This is a genomic window from Cytobacillus luteolus, from assembly GCF_017873715.1.
Taxonomy (GTDB): domain Bacteria; phylum Bacillota; class Bacilli; order Bacillales; family Bacillaceae_L; genus Bacillus_BV; species Bacillus_BV luteola.
Genome location: NZ_JAGGKM010000004.1, coordinates 75,016 through 91,536 on the forward strand (window position 1 = coordinate 75,016; position 16,521 = coordinate 91,536).

General features: G+C 35.6%; 16 protein-coding genes. All 16 read right to left on the reverse strand.

The features are described 5' to 3' along the window. Positions 1 to 34 precede the first annotated feature (34 nt). The 16 genes from dnaG to J2Z26_RS12505 all read right to left on the reverse strand — a co-directional run bounded on the left by dnaG (position 35) and on the right by J2Z26_RS12505 (position 16,496). Positions 35 to 1,852, reverse strand: a complete 1,818-nt coding sequence (dnaG, locus tag J2Z26_RS12430; protein ID WP_193535478.1) for a DNA primase — start codon at positions 1,850 to 1,852, stop codon at positions 35 to 37. A gap of 741 nt (positions 1,853 to 2,593) precedes the next feature. Further along, complete coding sequence (locus J2Z26_RS12435; protein WP_227413674.1) at positions 2,594 to 3,400, reverse strand: pyruvate, water dikinase regulatory protein; 807 nt, start codon at positions 3,398 to 3,400, stop codon at positions 2,594 to 2,596. Between the two features lie 28 nt (positions 3,401 to 3,428). Then, a complete protein-coding gene (locus J2Z26_RS12440; protein WP_319638036.1) occupies positions 3,429 to 4,070 on the reverse strand; it encodes a transcriptional regulator CcpN in 642 nt (213 codons plus the stop codon). A 148-nt stretch (positions 4,071 to 4,218) separates the two neighbouring features. Then, the gene (gene glyS / locus J2Z26_RS12445) at positions 4,219 to 6,297 is read right to left on the reverse strand and encodes a glycine--tRNA ligase subunit beta (protein WP_193535480.1); all 2,079 of its coding nucleotides are present in this window, start codon (positions 6,295 to 6,297) and stop codon (positions 4,219 to 4,221) included. Beyond that, positions 6,290 to 7,180 (reverse strand): glycine--tRNA ligase subunit alpha, encoded by an 891-nt coding sequence (gene glyQ / locus J2Z26_RS12450; protein WP_193535481.1) that lies wholly within the window; start codon positions 7,178 to 7,180, stop codon positions 6,290 to 6,292. The genes glyS and glyQ overlap by 8 nt, the downstream gene beginning before the upstream one ends. A gap of 543 nt (positions 7,181 to 7,723) precedes the next feature. After that, positions 7,724 to 8,476 (reverse strand): DNA repair protein RecO, encoded by a 753-nt coding sequence (recO, locus tag J2Z26_RS12455; protein WP_193535482.1) that lies wholly within the window; start codon positions 8,474 to 8,476, stop codon positions 7,724 to 7,726. Positions 8,477 to 8,532: 56 nt separating this feature from the next. Beyond that, complete coding sequence (locus J2Z26_RS12460; protein WP_193535483.1) at positions 8,533 to 8,676, reverse strand: YqzL family protein; 144 nt, start codon at positions 8,674 to 8,676, stop codon at positions 8,533 to 8,535. Between the two features lie 180 nt (positions 8,677 to 8,856). Continuing rightward, positions 8,857 to 9,765, reverse strand: a complete 909-nt coding sequence (era, locus tag J2Z26_RS12465) for a GTPase Era (RefSeq protein ID WP_193535484.1) — start codon at positions 9,763 to 9,765, stop codon at positions 8,857 to 8,859. Then, entirely contained in the window at positions 9,755 to 10,156 is a 402-nt protein-coding gene (locus tag J2Z26_RS12470; RefSeq protein ID WP_193535485.1) for a cytidine deaminase, read from the reverse strand. Before J2Z26_RS12470 ends, era begins: the two co-directional genes overlap by 11 nt. A gap of 122 nt (positions 10,157 to 10,278) precedes the next feature. Then, a complete protein-coding gene (locus J2Z26_RS12475) occupies positions 10,279 to 10,668 on the reverse strand; it encodes a diacylglycerol kinase family protein (RefSeq protein ID WP_193535486.1) in 390 nt (129 codons plus the stop codon). After that, entirely contained in the window at positions 10,646 to 11,116 is a 471-nt protein-coding gene (ybeY, locus tag J2Z26_RS12480) for an rRNA maturation RNase YbeY (RefSeq protein ID WP_193535487.1), read from the reverse strand. The genes J2Z26_RS12475 and ybeY overlap by 23 nt, the downstream gene beginning before the upstream one ends. Further along, on the reverse strand, positions 11,113 to 13,320 hold the full coding sequence (locus tag J2Z26_RS12485; RefSeq protein WP_193535488.1) for an HD family phosphohydrolase: 2,208 nt from the start codon (positions 13,318 to 13,320) through the stop codon (positions 11,113 to 11,115). The genes ybeY and J2Z26_RS12485 overlap by 4 nt, the downstream gene beginning before the upstream one ends. Before the next feature lie 87 nt (positions 13,321 to 13,407). Then, a complete protein-coding gene (locus tag J2Z26_RS12490) occupies positions 13,408 to 14,367 on the reverse strand; it encodes a PhoH family protein (protein ID WP_193535489.1) in 960 nt (319 codons plus the stop codon). 3 nt (positions 14,368 to 14,370) lie between these two features. After that, positions 14,371 to 15,558, reverse strand: coding sequence for a sporulation protein YqfD (gene yqfD, locus J2Z26_RS12495; RefSeq protein ID WP_193535490.1), 1,188 nt, complete (start codon positions 15,556 to 15,558; stop codon positions 14,371 to 14,373). 18 nt (positions 15,559 to 15,576) lie between these two features. Next, positions 15,577 to 15,861: a sporulation protein YqfC gene (gene yqfC, locus J2Z26_RS12500; protein ID WP_193535491.1), complete on the reverse strand. Its 285-nt coding sequence runs from the start codon at positions 15,859 to 15,861 to the stop codon at positions 15,577 to 15,579. Between the two features lie 95 nt (positions 15,862 to 15,956). Continuing rightward, on the reverse strand, positions 15,957 to 16,496 hold the full coding sequence (locus J2Z26_RS12505) for a hypothetical protein (RefSeq protein ID WP_193535492.1): 540 nt from the start codon (positions 16,494 to 16,496) through the stop codon (positions 15,957 to 15,959). Between the last annotated feature and the right edge of the window lie 25 nt (positions 16,497 to 16,521).

Consider the following 16,521-nt stretch of genomic DNA (forward strand, 5'->3'; position numbering starts at 1 on the left):
CCTTCCAAACTAATATGCTTATAGAGGTCTTTAATCATCTGCTATTGATGGTTCTTCTTAATTGTAAAATTTCCATTGCAATAGTTGCTGCTCTTTTGAAATCGCTCTGACGTTCGGCTTCTTGTTGAGCAACTTCTTTTTCTTTTATCATTGACAATTTCTGATGTTTCAACACCTGTTTTATATAATCTGTCAATTCTAGCTCAGAAACTTCTTCATTAATAGATTGCATCGCAATTTCAGTTACTACACTCTTAAGCTTTTCATTATTCAATCTTTGAATAAATGTTCCAATATCGGGATCATTACCTTCTTCATAATATGCGTAAAGGTATAATACAATTGCTCGGTGCTCTTCAATATTGAAGTCACCTTGAAGTGCATCATGAACCTTATAAGTAATGTCTTTATCTCTTAACATATGGGCAATTAATAATCTTTCTGCATTATGATAAGCAGGTAAAAGCTTTTTCGCTAATAATGGTTTTCTAGGTATATTATTTCTGTTCCTATCATCATTATCCTTTTTATTTTGCAAAGATTTATTAATTTGTTCGTGTTGCTCTTTTAGAGCATCAAGTGAGATTGAGAATTCATTCGATAGTGTTCTAAGGTAGTGGTCTTTTTCAACCGCATTGTCAAGTTTTCCAATTTCATTTAGGACCAATTGGATATATTTAATTTTTTCTCCTTCATCTTGAAGGTTCTTACCTTTTCGAAAATATCTCATCTTGAATGCCATAAGAGTTAGGCTTGCCCCTATTACATCACCTTTAAAGTGCTCTGGTCCATACTTCTTGACGTAGTCATCAGGGTCTAATCCTTCAGGCATTGAAGCAACTTTCACATAACAACCTATATCTTTTAAAATGGCAGCTGCTCTAACAGTGGCTTCAATTCCGGCTGAGTCACCGTCATAACAAATCGTTACAGATTCAACATTCCTTCGAATCATCTTGGCCTGCTCTTCTGTTAAAGAAGTACCCATTGTTGCAATTGAATATGGTATATCAGCTCTATTAGCAGATATAACATCCATAAAACCTTCAAAAAGAACAACCTGTTCATTCTTTCTCATAAACGGCCTAGCATTATGAAAGTTATACAATGTTTTACTTTTATTAAAGATGATTGTTTCAGGACTGTTTAAATACTTAGGTTCTCTTGTATTTGTTTCTAGGACACGACCTGAAAAAGCAATTGTTTTTCCTTGATGATCCCATATAGGAAACATGATCCTATTTCGAAAACGATCAAAGTAAGAGCCGTCTGACTCTTTTTTAATAATTAATCCTGCCTTTTCCATCATCTCCTGCTTAAAACCTCTTTGAACAAGAAATTTAGATGCAAAGTCCCAAGAGTCTAATGCAAAACCGATTTCGAACTTTTCGATTTCCTCCATCGAAAATCCTCGATTAAGCAGGTAATCAAGTGCGTGCTCACCCTCTTTTGTATTTACCAATAAATGATGGTAGAATTTCTTTAGAAGTTCATGAGCCTCTATCATCATGGTAGAGTCCTGTTGTTTCTGTGGATGAATAGGATCAGTTTCTAGATTAGGTAATTCTATATTTACCCTGTCAGCTAAGCGCTTGGCTGCTTCGGTAAAAGTTATCCCATCAATGTCCATTATGAAAGATAATGCATTGCCTCCTGCTCCACAGCCAAAACAGTGATAAATTTGTTTATCTGGAGAGACAGAGAAAGACGGCGTACTTTCTCCATGAAACGGACAAAGACCGAAATAGTTTCTTCCTTGTTTCTTCAATTGAACATATTCACTGATTACGTCAACAATGTCTACAGAATGGCGAATTTTTTCGATAGTTTCTTCAGGAATTCGATATCCCATATTAAACATCTCCGTAATAAGTATTCTCTTTTTAATTCTTGATTTCCTGCACATTTCGACATTTTTTTTTCGAATGATATGATAAACTGATTTCTATCATCTTCTGAAAATGTCTTAGGACCTTTAAATGGTTTCCGGTCCGTCGTTCCATAGCAGACAAATATCTTAGATGTAGGATCATACCCATATCCTTAATTCAATGTCTTGTGTTTAGCATGATTCAATATATATAAGTCAACAGTTTCCTTTATTGCAACTACATAAACACATGTTCCTCCAATTTCATAGGAACCTTTATGAGATTATAACTTCCATTTGATATGTATTTGCAATCGTAAGTATCTCTGTTTTTACTGGACATGCATCAGCATCGACAAAAAACTGTGCTTTTTTTCGTCATAATTCTCTATTCTACATCACTCCAGCGTTTCCCTCTTTTCATGTAAAAGAATTATTATGAATTTAACCTCCATTCAAACGACAACATGAAATTGAGGGATTATCCTATATAACCCCTTCAGATTTAGACAAAGATATTAATATAATATATTTTTTCAGCCTTAACACTTGACAACTTTCAATATATAGTTTATTCGATACATGCCTAGTCTAAACCTAAAATTATACATTTAATCACAATTTTTTATTATAATATATATTTCTCTAAACCGCTATCGTTTTCTACTATATTTTTTTACCCATTTTTTAATAAAAGAAAACACATATCCTGGGGATATGTGCTTATCTATTTTTCTTATTTATCTGTTGCAGAATAATATTGGCGGTTTCTTCAACGGCCTTTTTCGTTACATCAATGACATCACAGCCAATTTTATTTATGACTCTCTCAAAGTGGTCTAACTCTTCTTTAATCCGGTCAATGTTTGCATAGATTGCCTGATCATCCAAACCTAGGGACTTTAGGCGTTCTCTTCTAATATCATTTAATTTCTCTGGGCTAATTTTCAATCCGATACATTTATGTGGTGGAACTAGAAACAGTTCTTCGGGAGGATCTACCTCAGGAACAAGTGGAACATTTGCTACTTTTAATCGCTTATGTGCTAAATATTGAGATAAAGGTGTTTTTGATGTTCTAGAAACTCCTACTAAAATAATATCCGCTCGTAAAATCCCTCGAGGGTCTCGTCCATCATCATATTTTACTGCAAATTCAATAGCTTCAATTTTTTTAAAGTAATCTTCGTCAAGCTTTCTAACCAATCCAGGTTCATGCCTAGGAGTTAACCCATATAAACCTTGCATATTGTCAATTAAAGGTCCAATTATGTCAAATACTGTTACTCCCGCTATCTTCGCTTCTTGGATTAAAAAGTTACGAAGCTCTGGGACTACGAGAGTAAAAGCGATTATAGCGCTGTTCATCTTAGCTAACGAAATGACTTCTGAGATCGTCCCTTTATCTTCGACATACGGTACTCTTTTTATCTCAGTGGCTGAATTATTAAATTGACTAATTGCTGCCTTTACAACTAGTTCGGCAGTTTCTCCTACTGAATCTGATACAACATAAATAATTCTATTCATGATATCCCCCCATTTGCAGTTTAGATCGTTATATTATTTCTTCTCCTGCTAAGGATACGAATGCTTTTGTAATATTCGTTTTCGTTATACGTCCTACTACCATAAAGCCATGCTCAGTTTCTCTTATAACTGGAAGTGCATCTATTTGTTTCTCGATTAATTTCTCAGCTACATCTACCAAAAGGTCCTCTCGGTCACACATTGTAATATTTGGCATTCTTGTCATGATGATGTTTACAGGAATGGATGAAAGCTCCTGCTTACCTATACTAGCACGTAACAAATCCTTTCTAGAGAGAACACCCACTAGAACAGAATTTTCATCTACTACAAATAACGTTCCTACATCCTCTAAAAACATTGTTACAATAGCATCGTAAACTGATACACTCTCATTGACAACAACAGGGATCGATTGATAATCCTTAACAACCATTTTTTTTATTTTATCTGAGAATAATTGAGCTCCTGTTTTTCCTGTATAAAAATACCCTACCCGCGGTCTGGCATCTAAATAACCGGCCATTGTTAAGATAGCTAAATCCGGTCTTAGGGTGGCCCTCGTTAAATTAAGTCTATCGGCAATATGTTCCCCCGTAATAGGGCCATCATCCTTTACTATCTGTAAAATTTTCTCTTGCCTTTTATTTAGTTCGATTGTAATCACCACCGATCAATAACAATTAATATGTACCGCTCAATTCCATTAAAAAGGCTATACTATATATAAATATTATATACTAATTACTTTTTTAAGAATACATTGAATTGCAAAAAAAATAAATGGAGCCTGATAGCAGGCTCCATTATTGTTCATTTTATTTTACAAGAATTGCATTTGTATCTGCAAATAATTTAATGATATCAGCAAGATGTACCATTTGTGCTAATCGGTTATTTTTAACAACTTCATCTTCAGCCATTACCATTGTATGATCAAAGTAATTATCAATATAAGGTTGTAGTGAACATAGAAGTTCGAATGCCTCATTGGCATCTCTCTTAATCGTAGCAGTTTCAACTTGGCTCGCAATTTGATTATACTTCTCATATAACTCTTTTTCTTGCTCTGAAGCAAATAGAGAAGGGTTAATCTCTAGCTTAGTGCCTTTCTTAGAGATATTTATGACCCTACTGAGTGACTCAATGGCCCCTTTAAATGAAGGTGTTTCTTTTTCTTTTTCTAACACCTTCGCTCTATTTACAAAGTAGCTGATGTTTCCAAGGTTTGTTCCTAAAACAGCCTCTGTAATATCATAGCGTATCATATTATCAGATAGAATATTTTTGAGTCTCATCTTAAAGAATTGAAGTAACTCTTCATAGACTTCATTTGTTTCACGTTTGCCTTTTTGCTGTTGATTAAATTGTTCTAATGCTGTTTGTAATAGAACTTCTAATGATATATCCCAATTCTTATCTAACAGAATTTGAACAATTCCAGCTGCCTGTCTGCGAAGTGCATAAGGATCCTGGGAGCCTGTAGGAATTAAGCCGATGGAGAAGCAACCAATAATCGTATCTAACTTATCTGCTATGCTTACAATTGCACCCGTATGAGAAGTCGGCACTGTATCTTCTGAGTGACGTGGCATATAATGCTCGTTAATAGCTAGTGCTACTTCATCATTTTCACCACTTAGTTTTGCATATCTCTCTCCCATAAAGCCTTGTAGCTCAGGAAATTCATAAACCATATGAGTAACTAAGTCAAACTTACAAATTTCAGCTGCTCTCTCTACCTTACTTAATTCATCATCACTTAGTCCTACTAGTGAAGAGAGTGTCACTGAAAGCTCCTTTACACGACGTACCTTATCACCTATTGAGCCTAATTCCACATGATAAACAATTGAGTCAAGCTTTTTAACTAAAACATCAATTTTTAACTTTTGATCTTCTTTATAGAAGAAGTCAGCATCAGAAAGTCTTGCTCGTAAAACTTTTTCATTTCCCTTTGCAACTGTTTCAATGTGCTTATGGTCACCGTTTCGAATGGTTATAAAATACGGCAATAATTTACCATTTTGATCTTTTACTGGAAAATAACGTTGATGTTCTTTCATTGAAGTAATTAGCACTTCTTCTGGCAAACCTAAGAATTCCTCCTCAAATTTACCAAATAAAGCTGTTGGATATTCAACTAAATTATTTACCTCTTCAAGTAAATCTTCATCAATTGGAACAATCCAGTTATTATCAAACTCTAAGCTCTTAATTTGATTAACAATTGCTTCTTTTCTTTCCAATGAATCTACAATAACATACTGTGAAAGCATCGCTTTTTCATAGTCTGATGAGTTCTGAAGCTCAATTTGTTCACCAAGGAATCGGTGTCCCCATGTTTTACGGTCACTTGTAACAGTCGAAATTGTCAAAGGTATAATTTCATTACCAAATAGAGTTACCACCCATTTGATAGGTCTTACAAACTTAAGATCTTCATTTCCCCAACGCATATTCTTTGGGAAACTCATCTCTCTAATAAGCTGAGCTAACTCGTTTAACGTATCTTTTGTATCTAGACCCTTAACAAATTTTCTGACATGCACATACTCTACTCCATTTATTTCTTTAAAGTAGATATCCTCAACAGAAGCACCTTGCCCCCTTGCAAATCCAATTGCAGCTTTTGTCCACTCTCCATTGTCATCCAAAGCAATCTTTTTTGCCGGTCCTTTTGCCTCAGTATCAACATCTTGTTGTTTTTCAGCAACACCAGTTACAAGTACTGCCAGTCTTCTAGGTGTTGAAAAGCTATGCACCTGGTCAAAAGAAATATTCTTTTCCATAAACCAATTTGTTAACTTAGAGGATAATTGATTCATTGCATCTGTTACAAACCTAGCAGGCATTTCCTCTAATCCTATTTCTAAAAGCAAATCACGGTTATTCATTTGTGTTCCCCTCCTCGTTTTTTAACATTGGGAATCCAAGCTTTTCACGTTCTTGATAGAAGGTTTGAGCAACCTTTCTTGCTAAATTTCTTACTCTACCTATATATCCTGTTCGCTCCGTAACTGAAATCGCACCTTTGGCATCCAGTTGGTTAAAGGTGTGAGAACATTTTAGTACATAATCATATGCAGGGTGGACAAGACCTTCGTCCATCTGACGGTGTGCTTCTTTTTCGTAAATCGTAAATAAGTTAAAAAGCATCTCAGTATCAGATGTCTCAAACGTATATTTCGAATGCTCGTGTTCCGGTTGAAGGAAAATGTCACGAACTGTGAAACCATTTGTCCATTCTAAATCAAATACATTCTCTTTATCTTGGATATAGGAAGCTAACCTCTCTACTCCATACGTAATTTCAACTGAAACTGGCTTACATTCAATTCCTCCTACTTGTTGGAAATAGGTAAACTGTGTAACCTCCATTCCGTCTAACCATACTTCCCAACCTAAACCTGCACAGCCTAATGAAGGGTTTTCCCAGTTATCTTCAACAAATCGAATATCGTGTTGAAGTGGATCAATACCTAAAGCCTTTAGGGAATCAAGATATAGTTCTTGAATATTATCAGGAGACGGTTTCATAATAACTTGAAATTGGTGATGCTGATACAGACGATTTGGATTTTCACCATATCTGCCATCAGCTGGTCGACGAGAAGGTTCTACATACGCTACATTCCATGGCTCTGGTCCTAGACTTCTTAAAAACGTATAGGGACTCATTGTACCCGCACCTTTTTCCACATCATATGCCTGCATTAGAATACAACCTTGATCTGACCAGTGCTTTTGAAGAGTTAGTATCATATCTTGAATATTCATTTCAGTACACCTCCGAGTGTAGTTAACTAGTTTAAATTCTTTTTATGTACAAATAAAAAACTCTCGCTCTATGCCTGCAATAGACATAGGGACGAGAGTTACCCGCGGTTCCACCCTATTTGCCACCTAAAAAGGTAAGCCTCTTTTATAAGAGTAAACACTCCAGAACGCCTTCGTTATTTGTCTATACCCTAGCTTACACTATCCTAGGTTCGCTTTTATAGACGGCAATAAGTACTACTTTCCTTCTACGTGTTTTATTTTTTAAATAGCTTAAAACATTTTTGAGTATGTTGTCAACTTTTTCTTGAAAAATGTCTAAACTTTTAACTTACACCGTTTCTTTGCGCTGCAGGCACTTGCTTTCCGCGGGGAATTATGAAAAAGCCCAACTGCTGGCTTTTTCAAGAGCGAATTCCCATCGGGGAGGAAGTCGAGCCTCCTCGACCTTTCCTCTATCTCCCGCAGGAGTCAATGCCTTCCGCTCCAATCCACTCTCCGTAAATACATAGGTACAACACTCTTCAGTAAAAAAGCTTTTACTTAAAATGAATTACGAAGATGGTCCATTTGGTTTAGGAATCGTTTAGATTTTAGAGATAATCCAGAGTATTCGTCGTAGTAGGTGCTAATAATTTTTTTTATTTCTGATTTTGTTTCTTCTTTTACATCTATTTTTCCCAGTCTGTTTAGGTCAAAGTAATAAAAGATTCTTAGTAATTTTACTGTAGATTGGGATATTTTTAGATGGTGTGCGTCAATTTGAAGGCATCTGTGGCAGAGGAAGCCACCTTCTCGGATTGAAAAAGAGAATTGGCCATCTGTGCTTCCACATGCTGAGCATCTGTCTAAAACAGGATGTAATCCTAGGACTTGCAGCATTTTCATTTCATAAATAAAGGTAAGTATGTCTAAATCAAGACCTTCGTTCATAAAATGTAATGTTTGGTACAACAGCTCAAACAAGTAGGGATTAGGCTTTTTATCTTCGGTCGCTTTATCGGTTAATTCAACAATGTAAGAGGCGTGTGCAGTGAGAAAAATATCTTCTCGAATTCCTCTCATTGTTTTAATAATTTCACCTTGCTGCAAACCACCAAGTCCATTACTTCTTTGAACTAAGTAATAACCGTATGTAAAAGGCTGGGTAATAGAAGCGAGCCGGCTACTCGGCTTTTTCGCTCCTCTAGCCATAACACCAACCTTACCCCATTCACGGGTATATAATGTCACAATTTTGTTATTTTCACCATAATCGGTTGTTCGAATGACAATGCCTTCACATTTTTGGAACAAACTAGTCACCATCCAACAAGCTCTAATAGCTTGTTTTTATTCTTAAAGGCATGTAGTCACGAAATTGGAAAATCAGCTTCTGCTAGTTCATCATCCTGTATATCGGGTCTTTCTTCCTTCTCCTGTTCTAGTTGTTTAAAAAGAAGATACGTATCAATGTTACCTGTATTGCTAAACACCTTCCAGGTAAAATCTAACATAAAAACCCCACCTTTCTGTTATTTAACAGTAGCAATATCTATCCAATTCCTTAACATTATCATGACCTTTTCTTTATAAATCATGTTACACAAATTTTGCTAAAATGTGTAACTTCCCATTAAAAAAGGGTTTTGGGCAGATATTTTTTTTACTAGACCTGTTATGGACTTGTAGAATGTTTAATATTCATCCTCATTAAAGCCAAAATCACGTAGTTGTGTCATTCTGTTTCTCCAGTCTTTTTGAACTTTAACCCACAGTTCTAAAAATACTTTTGATCCTAATAGCGCTTCAATGTCACCTCTTGCTCGTTGACCAATTTCTTTAAGCATACTTCCTTTTTTCCCAATAATAATCCCTTTTTGAGAGTCTCGTTCTACAATGATTGTTGCTCCAATATAGACTGTATTGCCATCCCCTCGTTTTTCCATAGAGTCCATTACAACTGCAATTGAATGAGGAATTTCCTCTCTAGTTAAGTGCAGTGCTTTTTCCCTAATTAATTCGGTTACGATAAAACGTTCAGGATGGTCAGTCACCTGATCTGCAGGGTAATATTGTGGACCTTCTGGCAAGTACGCTTTAATCTGTTTAAGCAACGTTTCCACATTATTTCCTTGTAAGGCCGAGATTGGAACAATTTCTTTAAAATCATATAGATTTTTATATTGGTCGATTAGTAAGAAAAGTTGGTCAGGGTGAATTTGATCTATTTTATTTATGACTAGGAAAACTGGTGTGTTGGTAGTCTGTAAACGTTCGATGATAAACTCATCTCCACGACCATATCCTTCCTCTGCATTAATCATAAATAATACAATATCTACTTCTTTTAACGTATTTTGGGCAACTTTCATCATGAAGTCACCAAGCTTATGCTTTGGTTTATGAATACCTGGTGTATCAATGAAAACTACCTGTGCATTATTCTCTGTGTATACACCTTGTATTTTATTTCGGGTCGTTTGAGGTTTATCACTCATAATGGCTATCTTTTGCCCTATTACGTGGTTTAGAAATGTTGATTTGCCCACATTTGGTCTACCGATAATAGATACAAAACCCGACTTAAAGTTATTATTTGTCATGTAAATCCTCCGGTGAAAAAGCTCCTGGTAATAATTCTTTAACTGTTAACTCTTGAACCTGCCCCTGTAGGTTTGTTAAATAAACTTTCATTTCTGGGTCGCAAAGCTCGGAAATAACCTGTCTGCATGCTCCACAGGGTGGAACTGGTCGATTTGTATCCGCAATAACAGCGATAGCAGCAAACTCTTTATCCCCTTCTGAAACAGCCTTAAATAACGCTGTTCTCTCAGCACAATTTGTCATGCTGTATGCTGCATTCTCAATGTTACAGCCTTTATATACTTTACCATCCTTTGTTAAAAGGGCAGCACCAACCTGAAACTTCGAATAAGGAACATATGCCATTTCCATAGCAGCTTTTGCTTCTTGAATTAATTGATTTTTATCCATGGTACAACTTCCTTTCCCTCTCATAATATAAGAGAGGTGTACGTTTTATTTTACACACATCTAGCTAGGATTACATTATATCGCAGGAAGTGTAATTTAAAAGTTAACTCTTTTCTACTTTATTACAAACTTGTAATATAGCCTGAAAATATAATGATCCCCACAACAACTGATATAAGCGCAAAAACTAAGACAGCCGCCGCCGCAACATCCTTTGCTGCTTTTGCTAAAGGGTGGTACTCCTTTGTCACTAAATCCACAACCCGCTCCATCGCTGTATTCATTAATTCCAAGCTGAGCATTCCACCAATTAGAATAATAATAATGCTCCATTCCATTTTAGTAATATTCAAGTAAAAACTCAAACCAACTACAAAAACAGATATAACTAGATGGATTTGAAGGTTTCTCTCCCTCTTAATTGCATGAATTAAACCTTCTGTTGCAAAAGAAAAGCTTTTCACAAATCGATGAAATTCTGGTTTTTGTTTATCTTTTGAGTCCATAGGCATCTAGAATTTCCCTTTGTCTTGAAAACATAATTTCCTCTTCTTCTTGCTCTTCATGATCATATCCAACTAAGTGTAAAAAGCCATGGACAGCTAAAAAACCTAATTCTCTTAAGAAAGAATGTCCATATTCCTCGGCTTGCTCTTTCGTTTTTGGTATCGAAATAATAATATCACCAAGTATTCTTGGCATATCTGCTCCGACAATTTCAATCTCTCCTTCACCCAATTCCTCAAGAGCAAAGGAAATCACGTCAGTTGGACGATCTTTATCTCTGTAATCACGATTGATTTCTTGAATTTTTTCGTTATCCACAAATGTAATAGATAGCTCTGAACCCTCTTCCACCCCTTCAATTGCGGCTGCAGAATTCAATAATCCAGTTAGGGTATTAATATGTTCTTCTGATACTTCTTGTGTTTCATCAATAAAGTCGATCTCTAATCTCATGCTTTCTTCACCTTCTGATTCGTAGCTTCTGGGTATTCTATTCTTGAGTGAAATATTCCCTTTAATGTTTCACAGAAAGAATGTAATACTAAATCTAATTCCTTTAGTGTTAAATCACATTCATTTAGTTGTCCATCTTGAAGTCTATCTGTAATAATGCTTCTAGCCAATGACTCAATTTTTTCTGACGTTGGATTTGATAATGAGCGAACTGCAGCTTCTACACTATCAGCAATTCCAATAATAGCTGATTCTTTCGTTTGAGCCTTAGGTCCAGGATATCTAAAATCTTCCTCATGAACTTCTTCTTCTTTTTGCTTTGCTTGATGATAAAAATACTTTAAGAGCGTAGTTCCATGATGCTCCAATGCTATATCTACAAATTCCTTTGGCATCTTATTATTCCTAAGATACTCTGCACCATCCGTCGCATGAGCAATAATGATACTTTTACTCAAGTGTGGTGCGATTTTATCATGAGGGTTATCAATGTTTAACTGGTTTTCAATGAAAAAATGAGGTCTTCTCGTTTTCCCAATATCATGATAATACGAAGCTACCCTAGCTAATAAGCCATTAGCCCCAATTGCTTCACAAGCTGCTTCAGCTAAATTTGCAACCATTACACTGTGGTGATAAGTCCCAGGTGCCTCAGTTAAAATTTTCCTTAATAACGGATGGTTCGGATTTGACAATTCAATTAATCTCATCGTAGAAAGAATCCCAAAACCGGCCTCAAAGAATGGTAGTAACCCAATTGTTAAAACTGCAGCTACAATACCAGAAACAATAGCCATTACGATATATGAGCCTACCTCCATACTTGAATAATGACTATTTTTCATTAGAAGAATTGCAGACAATATAGCAAAGTTAATAAGTGAAATAAATAGACCAGCTTGTAATATCTTTGACCTACGATTATGCTGACTCAAAAATAATACGCCTGCAAGTCCGGCGAATAAGTAATATAAGCCAATTGAAAAATTTAAAGAACCAGTAATACCTTCATTAAAAATAATACTTCCACATATTGCGAAAATAATGCTAGTTACAATAGCAAGTCTCTCATTAATTAATAATTTTACTAGCAATGGCCCCATTGCAACGGGAACAATATATCCTATCTCAGAATATTCGATTTGCTGAAATAAGCTTATCATCTTCATGAATAGGATTGTCAGTGTAAAAATTAAACCATAAATTAATAAATAAGTATTTCTATTTCTATTTTTAGGTATTCCTTCTAAAAAGTAATAAATAATAAGCGCTATAAGAAGGGTGACTATAAGTCCTAATCCTAAAAAAGGTTGAACCGAGTTCTCTGTATCAATTAAACCTACAAATTCAAGTTGTTTATAAATCTCTCTACTAATCAATTGACCTTCTTCTACAAGTATTTGGCCTTGTAGTATTTTAACTGGCTCAATACTATCAATGGCTTGTTGTCGTTTTTCCTCAGTTGCAACAGGGTCATAGTACACATTTTGAATCACAGCATACTTTGCTAACTCAACCATCGAATTCTTTAGGGAACTATCTAAACTAGTATATTGTAATTCAGTTTCTACACTATTTTTAGCTTTTTCAACCCCGCTAGCAGGTATTGATTTGTTCATTATATTATTTACAGCTGTAACTGTAGCATCCTTTGCACGAACGAGATGTTCTGGTTTCGCATTTAAAAGTGTAATTAATAACTCATCCGATAAATCCTTAGATAGATCTGAGGGGAGTATTGATTTCAATCTAACTAGCTTTTCAGAAGTTGTAGGAACTAATGGCTTAACATCATTTTGCCCACCCTCTTCTCCAGCTTGAGCTTTTTCTAATTCACTGTTTTTCAGCTCATATTCTTCTATGATTTCCTCATTTACTTCATCTACAGATGAAAAGATCGATCTTACTAAATCAATCCGATTTTGGGCATATTCCCTTTTTAAAGTATAGACATCCTCAACTTCATCTGCAGCTTTTTTCTGTTTCTTTTCAGTGCTTACTTTGTCTTCAATCGTAATAGGAGAACGTATTGTATTTTCAGAAACAGTAAACAGGTCTAGATTTAGCTGTTCGGGCTTTACATTACTAAACATGGCAATGTACATGACAGTTGCAAGTATAGAGTATATGACGATATGGAGGAAACGAAATCTTTTAAGTATATCTATTATTCGATGAACATGGCTAAAGTATTTACTACTCATTCTCTTATACCTCCTTATAGCTAGCGTCTATGTATATTCATCCATTATGGAAAAAAAGACCCATACATGAAGATGGGTCTCGAGCGGTCAATTCTCAGCTTTATCATATGCGTCAATAATTTTTGCAACTAATGGATGACGAACAACATCCGTTTGTTCTAGAAAGATAAACGAAGCACCATTTACACCTTTTAGTACATCCTTAGCTATCGTTAGCCCAGATTTAACTCCTTTAGGGAGGTCAACCTGAGAAATGTCACCAGTGATCACCATTTTTGAACCAAAACCAAGTCTTGTTAAAAACATTTTCATTTGTGCTGATGTTGTATTTTGCGCTTCATCTAATATAACAAATGAATCATCGAGTGTCCTACCTCTCATATAGGCAAGTGGAGCAATTTCAATAGTTCCTCTTTCAAGTAGACGAAGTGTATGCTCTTGTCCTAATACATCATGCAAAGCATCATATAAAGGTCTTAAATAAGGATCTACTTTTTCCTTTAAATCCCCAGGAAGGAATCCAAGACTCTCACCGGCTTCAACAGCTGGTCGAGTTAAAATGATTTTTTTGACGTTGCTGTTTTTTAATGCAGCAACCGCCATGACTACTGCTAAGTATGTTTTACCTGTACCTGCAGGACCAATTCCAAACACTAGATCATTATTTTTAATAGCTCCAACATATTGTCTTTGACCTAAGGTTTTTACACGAATAGATTTACCTTTAACATTTTTAGTTATTTCTTCTTGGTATAGTTCTTGGAAATAATCTAGCTTTTCAGCCTGAGCCATTTGAATGGCATATAAGACATCACGTTCAGTGATTGAAATGCCCTTACGAATAACCGCTAATAAGCAGTTAAGGATCTCTTCGACGAGCTTTGTTTTGTCAGAGTCACCAGAGACGCTAACAGCTTCACCTCTTGTTACAATGGTTACTTCTAACTCTTCCTCGATACGCTTTAAGTTTACATCATTGGTTCCAAAAAGAGCAATTGCTTCATTTGGGTTCTCTAATTGATTTATTGTGATTAAGTCTTCTGACATCCTTTAGTCTCCTTGAACTAATGGTATTGAAGTGACAATATTTTCGATTACCTGATAATGTATTGATAACCTTACTTTACCATTCTCATGAGATTGGTGCAAAACTTTTTCACCTTTTATTTTTGCATCCTCATCTAACTCTTCCTCTAATTTGTTTTTTGCATACTGTTTTGCCACTTCTTTTGCTTGTTCCACAGTATACGTTCTTTCAACTTCTTCGTTTTCTCTGCTGGTAATTTTAGTATAAGCAATAGGTAAGTTCCACTTAATAAAACGTATTGGTTTCTCATGTGTTTCCGTTTCAAAGCTTTTAAATTCATTCTTACCGAAACCCCAAATTGGTAAAGACCAATTCCAAAACTTTAAATAATGTTTAGTTTTATAATTACCAGTAAACACATAAAATTTCGTTGTAAGTTCTACCATTACCTCTGACTTGTACCATGTTTCGCCAAAAATTTTAGCGCGAGCAGGTACAATCTTCGTTTGGCCCTCTTTTCCGATAATCCCCGATACTAAGACCTGCCCCTCCGTTACATGGTCATTCACCGTAACTAAAGGCATACCTTCCTCAACAAACATATCTGTTATAACAGCTTTCTTCTTAGCTGTTAGGTGGCGCGGGCTAATAAATTCAGGCTTCTCAGGTTGATTTTTCTCGACCACCTGAAAGTGATAGGTCGTCCCCTTTAACTCCACACCAACCCAAGTAATCGCGTCAATGTTATCTGAAAGTTGACGCTGAATTGACTCAACATCCGCTACTAAGAATTGCAATTTCCCTTTCTGAACACCGATTTCTGTTAATTCTTTACGCAAAAGGTGTTCAGTTTCAGGTTTTGCCCCTTCAATCTGTATCCCCCAGATCATATTAGATAAAAAGGTAATAATCGAAAAAAATAATATCGCACCAATTAAGAAACCACTGTTTAGTAATGTTCTCCTAAATAAAAATGGCAAGCCTTTCTTGCCAATAAAACGAAGCCTGCAGTCACTCTTCCTCACTAAGGGACGAATTTTAGAAATGTCCCTTAGATTTATATGACAAGTGCAAGAATCAGTATATGGTTTCTTTACATCCCATATTGGGATTCCATTTCTTACACAATCATTTAGAAAACGCTCGATACCTTTACCTGTCACTTTAATTTTTACACTACCAGAAAAAAAGTTCATCCATTGATTCTTCATTTCGCTCCCCCTCAGAGTCTAATTGTCTATATAGAGAACCTCGTCAATCTTTCCTTCAAGTAATATCTCTTCAGGAAGTATCGTCTTAATTACAAAAGATTGTCCTTTAATTAGCAATTGTCCTTGCTTAAGTAGTAATCGTAATTCTTTATCAGAAAAAGTTAAAAGTCCTCTATGATTTTCAATATAAATATGTATTTGACCAATCATCGTAATTCTCGGAAGATCCATCATTACATCTTGGGGTAGTTCCATCTTTGATGTAATCCAATTTCTCATGCGGTTTTGCCATTTTTTGCCCATAAAAAAGAACCCCCTTTCATCTCATGTTTATGAGAAATGAAAAGGGGTTAGAACTTGTAAAGTGACCTGAGGTCAAATTACTAAAAGTAAAGGATTTATATTTGTTTTCTGCTATTTAATCTACTATAGGTAGAGTGAGGACGTTTTGACCTAGGCGGACCTAGGATTTCTGCCCATATCACACCTTCCACTGCTCTTTTTCTAGAAATCCCCTGTAAAGCTCCTGACGAGGATTTCTTCTGTTTAGGCGGAACAATCGTTTCCACCTTTTTTATTTCAGTCCTTTGTGGAGCTGAAGCTTCTTGATTGTTAATTCTTGATAGAGCCTCATTCAATCGGTTGGATACTTCAGGTTTTGGCTCCTCTTGTTTTCTGTCCATTTGTTCAAAGATTTCTCTTCCTTTACGATCCAGTTCTTCGAACATGGTTTCGAAGGGGTTTCTCTCAGTCCTTCTATCATTATTTTCCTCATAAGTCGTTTCATGTTCCACCGGCTTACGTTGTTGAGGCTGATTTTGGCCTGATCCACCTTCTTTAAAGCGTTTAAAGATATTTACAATTATTCCAATGATGAAGATAAGAGGAATAATATTTTCAATGATAGCGCCCATTAGTTGTTGAATCATTATATCCATTAGGAGATTGCCTCCTTATTCTTTG